Raw genomic sequence first — 15,854 nt, forward strand, 5'->3', positions numbered from 1 at the left:
ACCGAGCGTCGGGATCGGTGGTCGAGGTATGAGTTTCGTTGCTGCGCTTCTCGCCCTTGAAGTTGACCGTGGGATTGCGGCCGCTATCTTCCGGTGGCGGGGTCGAGCCGTCTTTTCTGACGAAACTTTTATGCGAAGCCCAAGCCTGAATCAGCGTGCCGTCGACCGAAAAATGCTCGTCGGAGAGTAGCTTTTTCCAGTCCGCCAAGGCCAGCACCCGTTCGAAGAACAAACGACTGATCCGTTCATTGAGTAAACGGTCGCGGTTGGCGCTGAAGGTCGAGTGATCCCACACCTCGTCGTCCATCGTCAAACCGACGAACCAGCGATACAAGAGGTTGAAGTCAATATGCTCCACCAGCTGCCGTTCCGAACGGATCGAAAACAAGACTTGCAACAAACTGGCGCGGAGCAGGCGTTCCGGCGGGATGGAATCCCGACCGCGGCGGGCGTACAGCGCGTCGAACTCGTCGTTGAGCGTGGCGAGCATCAGATCGACCACTTTTCGCAGTGTGCGTAGCGGATGCTTTTTGGGAATCCGGCTTTCCAGGGTTCGATAACTGAACAGTGGTTCTTGAGTAACGACCCGCTGCAACTGGTAATTGTGCGCGATATGTGGCTGACCGGTTTTGATGCGCCGTGTTGCCATACCATGTATATCGACAAGCCGATGAAAGGCCATAACTTGATGCAAGCCATTGCACGGGTGAATCGGGTATTTAAAGACAAGCCCGGCGGTTTGGTGGTGGACTATATCGGCATTGCCAGCGAGCTGAAGCAGGCGCTGAAAACGTATACCGATTCCAAAGGCAAAGGCGCGCCCACACTGGATACCCATGAGGCTTATGCGCTGCTACTGGAAAAACTGGATATTGTGCAGGGCATGATGCAGGGCTTTGATTACAGCGCGTTTGAAACCCAGGCTTTGCAGTTGTTGCCGGGCGCGATGAATCATATTTTAAGTTTGCAAGGCGCGAGTGGCGAACTGGACGGTAAAAAGCGCTTTTTGGATGTGATGACCGCGCTAAGCAGTGCCTATACCTTGTGCTCGACGCTGGACGAAGTCGAGCCGCTGAAAAAGGAAATCGCGTTTTTCAGTGCGGTCAAAGCGGCGATCAGCAAATTTACCACGGTGGACAAGCGCCGCACCGATGAGCAGAAAAATTCGGCACTGAAGCAAATCATCGATAACGCGATAGTCGCTGAGGGTGTGGACGATATTTTCAGTTTGGTGGGGTTGGACAAGCCTAATATTGGTTTGCTGTCGCCGGAGTTTATGGATGATGTTGCCCAGCTAAAGGAAAAGAATCTGGCGGTGGATTTGTTGGAGCGTTTGCTGCGCGATGAAGTGAAAGCCAGCATGAAAACCGATGTGGTCTCCGAGAAAATATACTCCGAGCGCATTCTGGAATCTTTGCGCAAATATCATAATCGCGCCATCGAAACCGCTCAGGTGATTGAAGAGCTGATAGCCATCGCCAAGGACATGCAGGCGGATTGGGCGCAAGCGGAAAAACTGGGTTTAAATCCGGACGAAATCGCCTTTTACCGGGCCTTGATTCAAAATGAATCGGCGGTACGTGAGCTGGGGGATAACAATCTGCGCGAACTGGCTAAATACATCACCGAGCACTTGCGTAACAGCACTACGGTTGATTGGGCGAAGCGCGATAGCGTGCGGGCCAGATTGCGGAATCTGGTCAGAAGGGCTTTGCGGCGCTGGAAGTATCCGCCGGATAAAGCCGATGAAGCGGTTGAATTGTGTTTAAAACAAGCCGAGGTGCTCAGTGAGGCTTGGTGCGCGGGCTAATTGGTCAGCGATTGTGCTGCGATTTGGAGTCCGCGTGGTGCTAAAACCCACCGGCCCGCAATGATGGCCCTTTATTCATGGTGCATGGAGAGTGAGTTGAAACCCTCATTTTACGATCTGAGTTATTCCGATTTAGAAACGATAGTCGAACGGCAGGGCTTTAATAACTCGGTCACGCCGACATTGTTTAATTGGTATTACAAGAAAAAGCAGCGCTCGCCCTGCCATAATCAAATATCCAAAACCGCGCTGGCGTTTTTCGAATGCCATTACGACTTTGCCTTGCCTGAAATCGATACGGTTTACCAGTCTGAAAAAGACAGGACCGTGAAGTTTCTGTTCAAGTTAAATGATGGCCATAAAGTCGAGACGGTGCTGATTCCGTTCAATAATAAATATTCGATTTGTTTGTCGTCGCAAGTCGGCTGCGCGATGAATTGCGCGTTTTGTTTTACCGGAGAGCAAGGTTTAAAGCGCAATCTGACGACCGGCGAAATGATCGGACAGTTCCTGAAAGCCTGGCAATGGTTGGCCCAAAACCGGCCAGGGGAAGAACGTATATTAAATATCGTGTTTATGGGCCAGGGCGAGCCTTTGCATAATTTCGACGCGGTTAAAAAAGCCTGCGATATATTTTTATCGCAATTTGGTTTTTCGGTCGGCGTTCAGAAAATCACGATTTCCACGGCCGGTTATATGCCGGGACTTAAACGCTGGAACCTGGAAATTCCAGGCGTTAATCTGGCGCTATCGCTGCATTCGCCGTTCTCGGAAAAGCGCGACGAGCTGATTCCGATCAATCGAAAATATCCGTTGGAAGACGTACTGGCTTATATAGACCGGATACCGTTAAATAAAAAAACAATTCGTGACTTACGAATATATTTTGATCAAGGACTTCAACGACGCCCCGCTGGACGCGGAGAAATTGGGCGAGTTATTGGCCGGCAAAAGCGCTTACATCAGTTTGATTCCGTTCAATCCTTTCCCCGGATCGCGTTACCTGCGGCCGGATTGGCGGACCGTGGAGCGGTTTAAGGCGGTTTTGGATACCTTCAGGATTCCGACCTTGATTCGGGGCGTGAAAGGCGACGATGTGTTGGCTGCCTGCGGACAATTGAATTCCAATGGCTGAAAGCCCTGGTTGATTGAATAATGGCGATGCCCAAACAGTTGCTCGGCCACCCCACCGGTCTGTACGTGTTGTTTCTGACCGAGATGTGGGAGCGGTTTTCCTACTATGGCATGCGGACCTTGCTGGTGCTGTATATGGTCCAGTATTTGATTCCGGCGATGACCGACGGTCGCGAAGTGATCGGCTTTCAGGGCTTGCGGGCCGGACTGGAATGGGTTTACGGCGGCTTGGACACCCAGCCGCTGGCTTCGCAAATCTACGGTCTGTACACCGGTTTGGTGTATCTGACGCCGCTATTGGGTGGCTACTTGGCCGACCGTTGGCTCGGGCCGCGCAACACGGTTGCGCTCGGTGCGGTGTTAATGACGGTGGGGCATTTTCTGATGGCGCTGGAAGCCTGGTTTTTGCCGGCGCTGGCGTTGCTGATCGCCGGTAACGGTTGCTTCAAACCCAATATTTCGACGCAGGTCGGCAGCCTGTATCCGGCCGGCGATCCGCGCCGCGACGGCGCTTTTACTATTTTTTACCTGGGCATCAATATCGGCGGTTTTTTCGCGCCGCTGATCTGCGGCACGTTGGGGCAGCGCTATGGCTGGCATTACGGCTTCGCGGCGGCCGGCGTCGGCATGACGATAGGCTTGTCGATTTATTTGGCCGGCCAACGCTTTCTGGGCATTACCACCGCCCGGCGCGACGATCGGCTGCCGACGCCGGATGCGCCGATCAGCGGCCCGGAATGGCGGGCAATTTTTAGTCTGGCGGTGTTGGCGACGATCAACGTGGTGTTCTGGGCGGTTTACGAGCAACAAGGCAATACCTTGCAATTGTTTGCCGAGCAGCGGGCCGACTGGCGGGTGTGGGGCTGGGACATGCCGTCCACCTGGTTTCAGTCCTTGAATCCGGCCTTCATTTTTTTGTTGACGCCGCTGATGGGCGGCATGCTTGGCATACCGTCCAAGCAGAGGTCCAGCGTGGTAAAAATGGCTTGGGGTTGCGTTTGGTTGGGGGCCTCGTTTCTGGTGCTGATCGCCGCGGTGTCGTCGCACGGCTCGGATCAGAAAATCAGCGGTCTGTGGCTGGCCTTGTGTACGCTGATTTACACGGTCGGTGAGTTGTATCTGTCGCCGGTCGGCTTGTCGCTGGTCAGCAAGGTGGCGCCGGCCAAGGCGGTCGGCTCGGTGATGGGGCTCTGGTTTTTGTCGGTGTTCTTCGGCAATTATCTGGCCGGCTATATCGGCGGCTTTTACTCGACGATGCCTCATGCCGGCTTTTTTGGGTTGTTGGCCGGCCTGGCATTCGCCGCCGGCTTGGCGATATTCGGACTGCGGACCTTTTTGGAAAGCCGGCTGGCCGGTAAGGACTGTTGATCCGGCCGATGCCGCCCGCCCGGCATGGTATTGTGGCTGAATTGGCTTTATAGTCGGGTACCAACCACTTCCCGCACTAGCAGTCGCCGGAAGCGTATCTGAATAGCAAAAATCTGGCGATGACAGGAGATTCCCGTGGCAACCATCAAAACCCAAGCCTGGCATAGAATCGCGCTGACCCGGCACGAATACGAGTCCGGGGAGATCGGCGTATTGTTCGGCTCGTTTCGGGCCGCGTTTATCGCCAAGAACGGGCCGGCCGGCATGGCGATGTTCGGGCAGTGGGCCGAGGACGGCGAGCGCTATTTCGTCTATCTGTCGCCGGCGGCGATCCGCTACATCGTCCCGCTATTGATGGCCTACTCGGCCCAACCCAGCGCCGCGCCCGATCCCGCCGGCGTGACTTTGCTCTACGGCGACGAAACCAGCCGCTCGGCGTTTATGGCGGGTTTCGAAGCCTGAACAGCGGCGGTTCGGGCCATTCGGCCAAGCCAGCCGGTTACCGCGCCTTCAAGCTATCCATTCGGTCACGATACGGTTAGGCTAGCCGCGATTTTCACTTTTCCTTACCTCATCGACATGCGCGAATTTACCGATAAAGAACTTTACTTGGGCTTGGAATATGCCAAAAGCCTGGATCAAAACGCCGGGCGGACCATTCTGACCACCTTTCAGAACGAGCAGCCGGTGTTGGCGAAAACCTTGTTTGAGGTGTTTACGTCGCTGATTGCCGAGCACGATCAAAATGTCGCCCATCTGTTCATGGATCTGGTGTTCGACGTGATTTGCGTGTTCGAAAAAACCTCCGGCGCCCTGCCCAGCCAACAAAACCTGGGCATGGGCTGGCTGCAGGAAAAGGCCGCGCTGGTGGACGCCGAAATGACGGCGATGATGTCCGGTAAACCGCATTCGGAAAGCGTGTTCGAAACCGACGAACAAAAAGGCTTGGTGCAATTTCTCCACGACAGCATCGACGAGTATCTCGCCGACCATCCGGCACCCGACGACGCGGTGCGGATGATCAAGACCTTGATATTCGTTACCGTGCAGTTGTTTTGCAGCCTGCACGACGCCGCCGGCGCCGCCAAGACGCTGCATTGAGTGGTGGGACGGCAAGCTGACATGACGAATCGAGCGGCGCAACCTACCGCGGCAATTTCGCACCGCGGCCGACTGCTGAATATCTTCAGCGGTTCGATCGGCAATCTGGTGGAATATTTCGACTGGGCCATTTACGCCGCCTTCGCGTTGTATTTTGCCCCTGCATTTTTTCCGGAAACCGACCAGACCGCGCAATTGTTAAACAATGCCGCGATCTTCGCGGTCGGCTTTGTGTTTCGGCCACTGGGCGGTTGGTGGCTGGGCGGGTTGGCGGATCGCAAGGGCCGCAAGAGCGCGTTGCTTTTTTCGGTCGGCCTGATGTGCCTGGGCTCGCTGATCATCGCCTGCGCGCCGGGCTACGCGGTGATCGGCGCTTGGGCGCCGGCCTTGCTATTGTTCGCCCGAATGCTGCAGGGTTTCAGTATCGGCGGCGAATACGGTAGTTCCGCCACCTACCTCAGCGAAATGGCCAGCGCCGACCGGCGCGGTTACTACTCCAGCTTTCAATACGTCACCATCGTGTTGGGCCAAATCCTGGCGCTGGGTTTGCTGGTGTTGTTGCAGCGCTGCTTCTTGAGCGATGAGCAACTGCACGATTGGGGATGGCGCATCGGCTTCGTGGTCGGCGGCTTACTCGCCGTCGTCGCGCTGCGGTTACGCGGCAACATGGCCGAAACCGCCGCTTTCGTGGAGCAACGCACCGAAGTAGCCAAGCAAGCCAATCCGCGCGAGTTGCTCAACTATCCCAAGCAAATCTTCACCGTGGTGGCCTTGACCGCCGGCGGCACGCTGTCCTATTACACTTTCACCGTCTACATGCAGAAGTTTTTGGTGAACACCACCGGCTTTGCCAAAGACGATGCCACGCTGATCTGCACCATCGCGCTGTCGGTGTTCATGCTGGTACAGCCGCTGTTCGGCCTGCTGTCGGATTTCGTCGGCCGCCGCTGCATGTTGATCGGGTTCGGCGTTTGCGCCAGTCTGTTCACGGCACCGATCCTGAGCGTATTGTCGCAACCGCAAAGCCTGACGTCGGCGTTGTTCTGGTACCTCTGCGCCTTGCTGATCGTTTCCGGCTATTCGTCGGTCAACGCCATCGTCAAAGCCGAACTGTTCCCGGTACACATTCGGGCGCTGGGCGTGGGATTTCCGTATGCCTTGACGGTGGCCCTATTCGGCGGCAGCGCCGAATATCTGGCGCTCGCGATGAAAAGCCACGGCCATCCGGAATGGTTTGGCTACTACGTCAGCGCCTGCGCCGCCTTGTCGTTGGTCGTCGCCATCACAATGAAAGAACCGATGCGGGTCTCCCGCTTGAACTCGTAAATCGCGCCGGTTGGTGCTGACGCGGTGGCGCGAAAGCCGCTCCCGCACCCAGCTTTTTCATGCTTCGGGGCGCAAACTCTTGCATGACCGTTAGGCTATCGCTAATCGGCGCCGCCTTTCGCTCCCAATCTCGCCAACAATTTCTCTAAAAACGCCACCTTATCCTCCATATCCTTAAAGGTCTGGGTAAAGCGTAATTTGTCCGAGCCGTCGAACTTATACACCTGCGACTGGCTTTGGATCATCAGGATCAACTCGCCGGTGTCGATTCGCGGCGTGGCGGTAAACACGATGCGGCCGCCGGTGGCGTGGGCTTCGATTTTCTTGATGCCCAGGTGCGCGGCATGTTGCTTGAGTTCGGTGACCGCGAACAAGGCTTTGACTTGGTCCGGCAGCAGGCCGAAGCGGTCTATCATTTCGATCTTGAGCTTACGCAAATCGTCTTCGGTTTCGGCGCTGGCGATGCGTTTGTACAAAACCAGGCGGGCGTGGATGTCCGGCAAATAGTCTTCCGGAATCAAGGCTGCAACTTGCAGATCAACCTCGGGACCATAGTCCAACGGTGCGTCCAGCTCGGGTTGCTTGCCGGATTTCAACGCCTTGACCGCCCGTTCCAGCAGTTCGGTGTACAAGGTAAAGCCGATTTCCTGAATTTGGCCGCTTTGCTCGTCGCCTAACAATTCGCCGGCGCCGCGGATTTCCATGTCGTGCGAGGACAGCATGAAGCCGGCGCCCAGTTCGCCGGAGGTTTCGAAAGCTTCCAGGCGTTTAATGGCGTCCTTGGTCATCAAGGATTTAGGCGGCACGATGCAATAGGCATACGCGCGGTGATGCGACCGGCCGACCCGGCCGCGCAACTGGTGCAACTGGGCCAGACCCAGCTTGTCGGCGCGGTTGATGACGATGGTGTTGGCGCTGGGGATGTCGATACCGCTTTCGATGATGGTGGTCGCGATCAATAGATTGAAGCGCTGGTGGTAGAAGTCCAGCATGATTTGTTCCAGCTCGCGCTCGGCCATCTGGCCGTGGGCGATCTGAATCCGCGCGTCCGGCACCAGTTCGCCCAGCTCGCGCATCATTTTTTCCATGGTCTTGACGTCGTTGTGCAGGAAAAACACCTGGCCGCCGCGCTTGATTTCGCGCTGGCAGGCTTCCTGCACTTGCGAGTCTATCCATTCGGTGACGAAGGTCTTAATGGCGTGGCGGTTCGGCGGCGGCGTGGCGATGATGGAAATATCGCGCAGGCCGGCCATGGCCATGTTCAACGTTCTTGGAATCGGCGTCGCGGTCAGCGTCAGCAAGTCCAACTCGGTGCGCAGCTTTTTGAAATGTTCCTTTTGGGTGACGCCGAAACGGTGTTCCTCGTCGATGATGACCAGACCCAAGGCCTTGTATTTCATGTCCTTGGACAGCAGTTTGTGGGTGCCGATGACGATGTCGACCTTGCCCTCGGCCAGATCGTCGGCAATGGCGCTTTGCTGCTTGGCGGTGACGAAGCGCGAGGTGACTTCGATGCGTACCGGCCAGTCGGCGAAGCGGTTGCGGAAGTTTTGAAAATGCTGCTGGGCGAGCAGCGTGGTCGGCACCAGCACCGCGACCTGTTTGCCGCTTTGCACCGCCACGAAGGCGGCTCGCATCGCCACTTCGGTCTTGCCGAAGCCGACGTCGCCGCAGACCACGCGGTCCATCGGTTGCGGCGCGGCCATGTCCTGCAGGATGGCTTCGATGGCGCTGAGCTGGTCCGGGGTTTCCTCGAACGGGAAGCCGGCGGCAAAGGCGTTGTAGTCGCTGTTGTCGATGCTGAAGGCAAAGCCGCCGCGAGCGGCGCGCTTGGCGTGGATGTCCAGCAATTCGGCCGCGACGTCGCGGGCCCGCTCCATGGCTTTTTGCTTGGCCTTGCTCCATTGTTCGCTGCCCAGCTTGTGCAGCGGCGCGTTTTCGGCGCTGACGCCGCTGTAGCGGCCGATCAAATGCAGCGACGCGACCGGCACGTAAATCTTGTCGCCGCCGGCGTATTCCAGCATCAGAAATTCGGCTTCGATGCCGCCGACGGTTAAGGTCTGTAGGCCCACGTAGCGGCCGACGCCATGTTCCTGGTGCACCACCGGCGAGCCTATCGTCAGCTCGTCGAGATTATTGAAGATGTTTTCCAGTGCCCGCGCGGCCGACTTGGCCCGGCGCCGGCGCTGCTGGACTTTTTCGCCGCTGAGCTGGCTTTCGGTGATGATGGCCAGTTTGGGTTCTTCGAGCCACAAGCCCTGATCCATCGGCGCGACGACGATGCAAGGCGATTGTTCGCTTTGCAGAAACTCCGGCCAGCTTTGCACTTGCTTGGCGGTCAGCTTGACGCCTTTCAGTTTATCGATCAGGCCTTCGCGGTGGCCGGCGGTTTCGGCGACGAACAGAATTTTGCCGTCGAAATCTTCGATGAATTGGCGCAGGCGTTGAGCCGGTTCTTTCAGGCGGCTGTCGATCGCAACGTCGGGCAAGGCCTTGCAATCGAACGATTCGCCTTGTTCGGCCCGATTGTCCAGCACGATGCGGCTGAAGTCGGCGATTTGCCGTTGGATTTCCTCGGTCGACAAAAACAAGCGTTCCGGCGCCAACAACGGTCGGTCGACATCGTATTTGCGCTGCTGATAGCGCTCGTCGGCTTCGTGGTAAAAACGTTCAGCATCGCCGGTAAAGTCGGCCGGTAACACGAATAACGCGGTTTTAGGCAGATAGGCCAATAGCGATTCGGTGTGTTCGACGAACAGCGGCAGGTAATACTCGATCCCGGCCGGCGCAATTTGCTTGGAAACGTCCAAGTAGAGAGGGTTTTTCGGCGAGGCATTCGGGAACTGTTCGCGGAAGGCCTGACGGAAGCGCTTGATCGCGTCGTCGGTAAACGGAAATTCGCGGGCCGGAAACAACTCGATCTTCTGGATTTTGTCTTGCGACATCTGCGTGTCGGGATCGAAGCTGCGAATGGATTCGACATCGTCGTCGAACAACTCGATACGGTACGGTTGTTTGGACCCCATCGGAAACAAATCCAGAATCGAACCACGTACCGCGAATTCGCCGTGTTGATAAACCTGCGATACGCATTGGTAGCCCACTGCTTCCAGCTTGGCTCGGGTCAGGTCCAGGCTTAAGGTGCCGCCGACTTCGATCGCAAAACTGTGGGCCAGGATGTGCTCGCGCGGCGCCAGCCGGTGCATCAAGGTCGAGACCGGTACGATCAGCGCGCCGCGCTTGGTTTCCGGCAACAAGGCCAGCGTGCGCAGGCGTTCCGAGATGATCTCGGGCAGCGGCGAGAACACGTCGTAGGGTAGGGTTTCCCAGTCGGGAAATTGCAGGATCGGGAAGGCGTTATCGAGAAAAAACGCCAATTCGTGTTCCAGTCGCAACGCGGTTTGGGTGTCCTGGGTGACGATGACCAGCAGGCGCTTTTCCTGGGTAATCGCACTGGCCAGCGCCAGCGAGTCGCCGCAACCGCTCAGGTCCTTGAAAGTTAGCGAGGAAGTGGTGTCTGGCAGTCGGGGGAGTTTGAAGGGCGAGCAAGTCATCGGGTATTGGCGCTGGAGAATGGCGAGGTGTTTGGGGCTGGATCAATGGCGGCGGCGCTGGCTGCGCAAGTCGCCTGGATAAGTCTTGAACGGAGATTGGCGGCCGGTCGATGCGACCTGACCCTCGATGCGCCGATATAAGGCCGAATCGACAGTTGGCCGATGGTCTGGCGGACGTGTTTTAGCCGATGTTCTTTTGCTGCCGCTCGATGTCCTGGACGTAACGTTGAATGCTGGATTCGAACATCTGCGAAACTTGGGTGAACTGACAGCCGACACGCTGCTGTTTACCGGCGGCGCCAGCCCGCACCGTGGCAATATCACGGACGATAATGCCAATATTGGCGCGGCTGCCGTCGTTCAGATAGAGCGCACAATCGGCATGCTCGGCGCCTGGTTGCAGGAATTCGGAAAACTTGGTGTCGTTTACCAGCATCGCGAATCCGGAAATGCTCAGATCGGCCAACGGGAAAATGCCTGATAGTGATTGCGGATTGTTGGCTTCATCAACCGTGCGAAACTCGATTTCGCAGAAACTGTTTTTATGCGAGAGCGGTATTTTCACTCGATAATACTGGCGGCGCTGCATCCAAAATAGCGCGTCCGGCAATGGCATTGCCAGAACCGGCGTACCGTTGCGTTCGGCTTTTTTGATGGCTTTGCCGCGAAACGAGACTTTGATGCCGTCGAATTCGGTACGGAACAGGACCTTGGCCGAAGTCAGCAATTGCCGGTTCAGTTGTTCGTTGGGCGCGACATCGAGCGCCAGTAGATTGGCTTTCTGGTCGAGTTCGACGATGGTAGTCAGGAACGAAGCGTTGTCTTCGCCAAAATTCGCGGCGATGATGCATTTGTTTTTTACCAAGTCGGTCAAATAGCCATAAATCATCTTGGCGTTGCGAACGAGGTAGTCGGATTCTTTTTCCATTAATAGGGCTAAATAATGCGGTTTGACAGAAACGCTATTGTAAAATGCTCCGATTATAGCGTATGTCCGAGGAGAGTTGATGGGTTGGCTGTTGTTGCTGGCGGCGGGTTGTTCCGAGATTGTGTTTGCGATCAGTCTTAAATATAACGACGGCTTTACCAAATTGTGGCCGAGTGTGGTGACCGGGATTTCCGGCGCGGGCAGTTTTTACCTGTTGATGTTGGCAATCAGAACCTTACCGCTGGGCACCGCGTACGCTGTTTGGACCGGCATGGGCGCGGTCGGCGTGGCGATCGTCGGTATTTTTCTGTTCAAGGAGTCATCCGACTGGATTCGGCTGGCCTCGATTCTGTTGATCGTGATTGGCATCGTTGGCCTGAAACTGACCCATACCGAATAATGTTGCATATTGTGGCTGCCTCGCCGATCAGACCGGAATGGTTGGAGCGCGTCGGCTCCGGCGATGACGTGGTGTTATTGGATGCCGCCGTGTGGTCGGCCCGCGCCGGACATCGGGATGGCCCGCTGTTGCAACGCGTGTTGGAGCGGGGCTGCGGGGTTTTCGTGCTAACCGAATACGCGGAGGCTTGCGGATTTGCGCCCGATGTTGCGATGACCGGCGTGACCTGGACGGATTACGCGGGTTTGGTCGATTTGGCGATTAAGCATCCGGTGGCGCATACATGGCGTTGATAGTCGATGCTGTCGAACTGGCAACCACGGAAGAAGGCTTTTTGCGGAACCCCGATCAGTGGAATCGCAACGTCGCCGATGAACTGGCGCGCCTGGAAGGCTTGGTGATCGAAGAGGCTCATTGGGAGGTTTTGCTGTTTATCCGCGATTACTATCGAAAATTCCAGCATTTGCCGAACGCCCGGATGTTCGTCACCGCGGTACGCAAAACCCTGGGCGAAGAAAAAGGCAATAGCCGCTATCTGCAAAAATTGTTTCCACAAGGCCCATTAAAGTACGCCTGCAAAATTGCCGGCTTGCCCAAGCCTCCCACCTGTTTATAGTGTTATCGAGAATGTCGAATGAGTAACCCCCGTGTTGGATTTATCAGTCTGGGCTGCCCGAAAGCCCTGGTCGATAGCGAGCAGATCTTGACCCGCTTGCGTAGTGAAGGCTACCAAGTATCGCCGAACTACAAGGATTCCGATCTGGTGATCGTCAATACCTGCGGTTTCATCGACGCGGCGGTCGAGGAGTCGCTGGATAGCATCGGCGAAGCGCTGGCCGAAAACGGCAAGGTCATCGTCACCGGTTGTCTGGGCGCGCGGCAGGACGAGATTTTGGCCCGCCATCCGCAAGTGCTGAAAATTACCGGTGCGCATGCGACCGACGAAGTCGTCGAAGCGGTGCATGAACACCTGCCGCCGGCGCATAACCCGTTCATGGATTTAGTGCCGCCGCAAGGGATCAAACTGACGCCTAAGCATTACGCCTACCTGAAAATTTCCGAAGGCTGCAACCACCGTTGCACGTTCTGCATTATTCCTTCGATGCGCGGCGATTTGGTCAGCCGGCCGCTCGATGAGGTTATGATCGAAGCCGAAACCCTGGCGGCGGCAGGGGTTAAGGAATTGCTCGTGGTGTCGCAAGACACCAGTGCTTATGGTTTGGACTTGAAGTATCTCAACCGCCACTGGCGCGGCCAAAGTTATCAAACCCGCTTTCAAGACCTGGCGGCGGCGTTGGGCGAGCTGGGCATCTGGGTCCGGATGCATTACGTCTACCCCTATCCGCATGTCGACGACGTGGTACCGTTGATGGCGGACGGTAAAATTTTGCCGTATCTGGATATTCCGTTTCAGCACGCCAACAGCAGGATACTGAAATTGATGAAACGCCCGGCGGCCGCCGAAAACAATCTGGAACGCATCCGTGCTTGGCGCCGCATTTGCCCGGATTTGACGATCCGGAGTACGTTTATCGTCGGTTTTCCCGGCGAGACCGAGCGGGAGTTCGAGGAGTTGCTGGAGTTCCTCGACGCCGCCCAAATGGACAGAGTGGGTTGCTTCGCCTATTCACCGGTCAAGGGCGCGGCCGCAAACGCGCTGCCCGATGCGGTGCCGGAAGAAGTCAAACAGGAGCGATTGGCGCGATTTATGGAGCATCAGGCCGCGATCAGCGCCGAACGCTTAAAGCAACGGGTAGGCCGTCGCGAGGTGGTGTTGATCGACGAGGTTGTCGAAGAAGGCGCCGTCGCGCGCAGCAAAAGCGATGCCCCGGAAATCGACGGTCAAGTGTTTATCGATGGGGCAAACCACCTACGTGTCGGCGAATTCGTTGAAGTGGAAATCGAGGAAGCCGACGACTACGATTTGTGGGGCAAATTGCTTTAACGGCTGACAGAACCACCCTGCCGCTCCGAAAGGCGCGGTTAGCGTGGATCGTATTTGCAAGCAAGCCGCAAATGAAAAAGCCGCTGGTTAGGCGGCTTTTTCGAGGGCAATTTATAACGGAGTGACGTTTTCCGCTTGCGGGCCTTTTTGGCCGTTGGTCACTTCCATCGTGACTTTTTGGCCTTCTTTCAGGGTTCTGCGGCCGGAACCGTTGATCGCGCTGAAATGGACGAATACGTCTTTGCCGCCTTCTTGCTCAATGAAGCCGAAACCTTTCTCGTCGTTAAACCATTTAACTTTGCCTTCTACTTGAACTGACATAAATCTCTCTTGCTAAAAAGTGCTTTCGCTGTTTGGAACTAGGGTTGGTGAATAAAGCGGGTAAGCGGAAAACAAAGTTTGTTGATCCTATTGCGAGCTTGAAAAGCGACAACGATACCGAGCTAAATCGACTTCATTATACATGGCTATTCCAAGCGTTCCACAAAAATAGCAGGATTTTGCGTGTTAATGGATCGCGCCGATTGAACAAAGAATCCGCTGTTCGTCAATCGGTTTGAGGTACAGCGATTTGTCGCGTATCAAGTGATTGAAAACTATTGAAAATAGGTGGTATTTAGCGTTGATCGCGAAAACGGTGGCTGGCTTTCCCTGGATGGTACTGACGGGGAGTTTTCCGCCGGAATACCTTGTTTTGACCTGTCTACCCCTGCCTGCCTCGGAAGTCAGATTTGCGCCGCGCGCTCAATAGTTATGAAAATGGCGGCTGCAAACCGGCTTATTGCCAATTGCGCGAATGATTCGGTGCGCGTTAAAAATAGTGGCTGTTGAGCAAGAAATGAGTCGCTATGCTGCCGGCGTAACCGAGCAGAATCACCGGCATCCATTTTAAGTGGGCGCTAAAGGTATAGACTCCCTTGACTTGGCCCATCAGACCGACGCCGGCTGCGGAGCCGATCGCGAGCAAGCTGCCGCCGACGCCGGCCGTCAACGTCACCAGCAGCCACTGGCCTTGGGAAATCTCCGGGTGCATCGTCAAAACCGCGAACATGATCGTGCCGTTGTCAATGAACGCCGATAAGATGCCGACGACGATATTGGCGATCGTTGGATCCATGCCGACGTATAGTACGTCGGATGCCATCGTTAAATAGCCGATGAAACTCAGGCCGCCGACGCTGACCATGACGCCGTAAAAAAACAACAGCGTATCCCATTCCAGATTGGCGACGTTTTTGAATACATCAAAGCGTTGGTTTTGATTGGCCAACGGTAATTCAACGTTGAACAGTTTGTAGACGTGGGCGAAATCGCTGACTTTTTGCTTATCTTCGGTTTTTTGCAGGTAATAGCCTAAAAACTTCAGATAGGTCAGGCCGGCCAGCATGCCGGCGGCCGGCGGCAGATCCAGGAAGTTTTCGAAACTGACCGCGGTAATGATCGTCAACAAAAACAACACGATCATCGTCAATGCGCCCCGCTTCATTTTCGGAGCCTTGCCAACGGCGGCCGGATGTTCGTTGGGTATCCAGAAATGCATCACGGCGGCGGGCAGTGTAAAGTTGACGACGGCCGGAAGGAATAACGAATAGAAATCCACAAACGGCACCACGCCGCTTTGCCAAACCAGCAAGGTGGTAATGTCGCCGAACGGACTGAACGAGCCGCCGGCGTTGGTGGCCACCACGACATTGATGCAGGCCATCGTCATGAAGCGCGGATTATGCTTGCCCATCGCGACGATCACCGCGCCCATCAGCAGCGCGGTCGTCAGGTTATTGCAAACCGACGACATAAAGAAAGACATCGCGCCGGTGATCCAGAACAATTTCCGGTAACTGAAGCCCTTGCTGAGCAGCCAGACGCGGAGATTGTCGAAAACGCCGCGACTTTCCATCGCATTCAGGTAGGCCATCGACACCATGATGAACAAAAACAGTTCGGCGTAACTTTCCAGGCAAGCGCGGAAGGCTCGGCCGGCTTGTTCGCCCATCCCGCCTTGCACGTAAATCGAGGCAATGAAGGCCCAGATCAGGCTGGCGGCCAGCACCATCGGTTTGGACTTGTTCAGTTCGGTGATTTCCTCGGTCATCGCCAGCATATAGGCTAGCGAGAATATCGCGATCGACAGGTAGCCGACCCAATGCCGAGTCAGGTTGAGGGCGATTTCGCTGGCATCGGTGTTAGCCCAAGCCAGTAGCGGCAGGAAAAGTAGCGAAATGGCAAGCAAGGTGCGCTGCAACACGAGTGAACTCCAATTTCAAAGGCTATTGGCGAGGTGTCCGGCG

Annotated in this window: 15 protein-coding genes; 10 read left to right on the top strand and 5 right to left on the bottom strand. The window is 55.9% G+C overall.

Annotated features, from left to right (window positions below):
- Nucleotides 1-649 (bottom strand): transposase (locus AC3B8H_RS01740; protein ID WP_488439894.1); only part of this gene is annotated, 649 nt, incomplete at its 3' end.
- On the opposite strand from AC3B8H_RS01740, the gene AC3B8H_RS01745 reads away from it, so the two are divergent.
- From AC3B8H_RS01745 to AC3B8H_RS01770, 6 genes are all read left to right on the top strand, one after another.
- Nucleotides 614-1,810 carry a type I restriction enzyme endonuclease domain-containing protein gene (locus AC3B8H_RS01745; protein WP_488439919.1) on the top strand — a complete coding sequence of 399 codons (1,197 nt, stop codon included), beginning with the start codon at nucleotides 614-616 and terminating at the stop codon, nucleotides 1,808-1,810. The genes AC3B8H_RS01740 and AC3B8H_RS01745 overlap by 36 nt on opposite strands.
- A gap of 432 nt (nucleotides 1,811-2,242) precedes the next feature.
- On the top strand, nucleotides 2,243-2,848 hold the full coding sequence (locus tag AC3B8H_RS01750; protein ID WP_488439895.1) for a hypothetical protein: 606 nt from the start codon (nucleotides 2,243-2,245) through the stop codon (nucleotides 2,846-2,848).
- Nucleotides 2,849-2,965: 117 nt separating this feature from the next.
- Nucleotides 2,966-4,312, top strand: a complete 1,347-nt coding sequence (locus tag AC3B8H_RS01755; protein ID WP_488439896.1) for a peptide MFS transporter — start codon at nucleotides 2,966-2,968, stop codon at nucleotides 4,310-4,312.
- A 135-nt stretch (nucleotides 4,313-4,447) separates the two neighbouring features.
- Entirely contained in the window at nucleotides 4,448-4,774 is a 327-nt protein-coding gene (locus AC3B8H_RS01760) for a hypothetical protein (protein WP_488439897.1), read from the top strand.
- A 117-nt stretch (nucleotides 4,775-4,891) separates the two neighbouring features.
- On the top strand, nucleotides 4,892-5,413 hold the full coding sequence (locus tag AC3B8H_RS01765) for a hypothetical protein (protein WP_488439898.1): 522 nt from the start codon (nucleotides 4,892-4,894) through the stop codon (nucleotides 5,411-5,413).
- Between the two features lie 21 nt (nucleotides 5,414-5,434).
- On the top strand, nucleotides 5,435-6,739 hold the full coding sequence (locus AC3B8H_RS01770; protein WP_488439899.1) for an MFS transporter: 1,305 nt from the start codon (nucleotides 5,435-5,437) through the stop codon (nucleotides 6,737-6,739).
- Nucleotides 6,740-6,840: 101 nt separating this feature from the next.
- Here the strand turns inward: AC3B8H_RS01770 and mfd are convergent, their stop codons facing one another.
- Together mfd and AC3B8H_RS01780 are read right to left on the bottom strand one after the other, a co-directional pair.
- A complete protein-coding gene (gene mfd, locus AC3B8H_RS01775) occupies nucleotides 6,841-10,293 on the bottom strand; it encodes a transcription-repair coupling factor (RefSeq protein ID WP_488439900.1) in 3,453 nt (1,150 codons plus the stop codon).
- 181 nt (nucleotides 10,294-10,474) lie between these two features.
- On the bottom strand, nucleotides 10,475-11,221 hold the full coding sequence (locus tag AC3B8H_RS01780) for a flagellar brake protein (RefSeq protein WP_488439901.1): 747 nt from the start codon (nucleotides 11,219-11,221) through the stop codon (nucleotides 10,475-10,477).
- 79 nt (nucleotides 11,222-11,300) lie between these two features.
- Here AC3B8H_RS01780 and AC3B8H_RS01785 point away from each other — a divergent pair, with 79 nt between their 5' ends.
- The 4 genes from AC3B8H_RS01785 to rimO are packed head-to-tail and all read left to right on the top strand — an operon-like array spanning nucleotide 11,301 to nucleotide 13,566.
- Nucleotides 11,301-11,621 carry a DMT family transporter gene (locus tag AC3B8H_RS01785; RefSeq protein WP_488439902.1) on the top strand — a complete coding sequence of 107 codons (321 nt, stop codon included), beginning with the start codon at nucleotides 11,301-11,303 and terminating at the stop codon, nucleotides 11,619-11,621.
- Nucleotides 11,621-11,914, top strand: coding sequence for a DsrH/TusB family sulfur relay protein (locus tag AC3B8H_RS01790; RefSeq protein WP_488439903.1), 294 nt, complete (start codon nucleotides 11,621-11,623; stop codon nucleotides 11,912-11,914). The genes AC3B8H_RS01785 and AC3B8H_RS01790 overlap by 1 nt, the downstream gene beginning before the upstream one ends.
- Nucleotides 11,905-12,237 (top strand): TusE/DsrC/DsvC family sulfur relay protein, encoded by a 333-nt coding sequence (locus AC3B8H_RS01795; RefSeq protein ID WP_488439904.1) that lies wholly within the window; start codon nucleotides 11,905-11,907, stop codon nucleotides 12,235-12,237. Before AC3B8H_RS01790 ends, AC3B8H_RS01795 begins: the two co-directional genes overlap by 10 nt.
- Before the next feature lie 18 nt (nucleotides 12,238-12,255).
- Entirely contained in the window at nucleotides 12,256-13,566 is a 1,311-nt protein-coding gene (rimO, locus tag AC3B8H_RS01800) for a 30S ribosomal protein S12 methylthiotransferase RimO (protein WP_488439905.1), read from the top strand.
- A 111-nt stretch (nucleotides 13,567-13,677) separates the two neighbouring features.
- Here rimO and AC3B8H_RS01805 read toward each other — a convergent pair whose 3' ends face one another.
- Nucleotides 13,678-13,887, bottom strand: coding sequence for a cold-shock protein (locus AC3B8H_RS01805; RefSeq protein ID WP_054760518.1), 210 nt, complete (start codon nucleotides 13,885-13,887; stop codon nucleotides 13,678-13,680).
- A 490-nt stretch (nucleotides 13,888-14,377) separates the two neighbouring features.
- Nucleotides 14,378-15,667, bottom strand: a complete 1,290-nt coding sequence (gene nhaD, locus AC3B8H_RS01810; protein ID WP_488439920.1) for a sodium:proton antiporter NhaD — start codon at nucleotides 15,665-15,667, stop codon at nucleotides 14,378-14,380.
- Nucleotides 15,668-15,854: the final 187 nt, after the last annotated feature.

This window comes from Methylomonas sp. BG-2 (assembly GCF_057766305.1).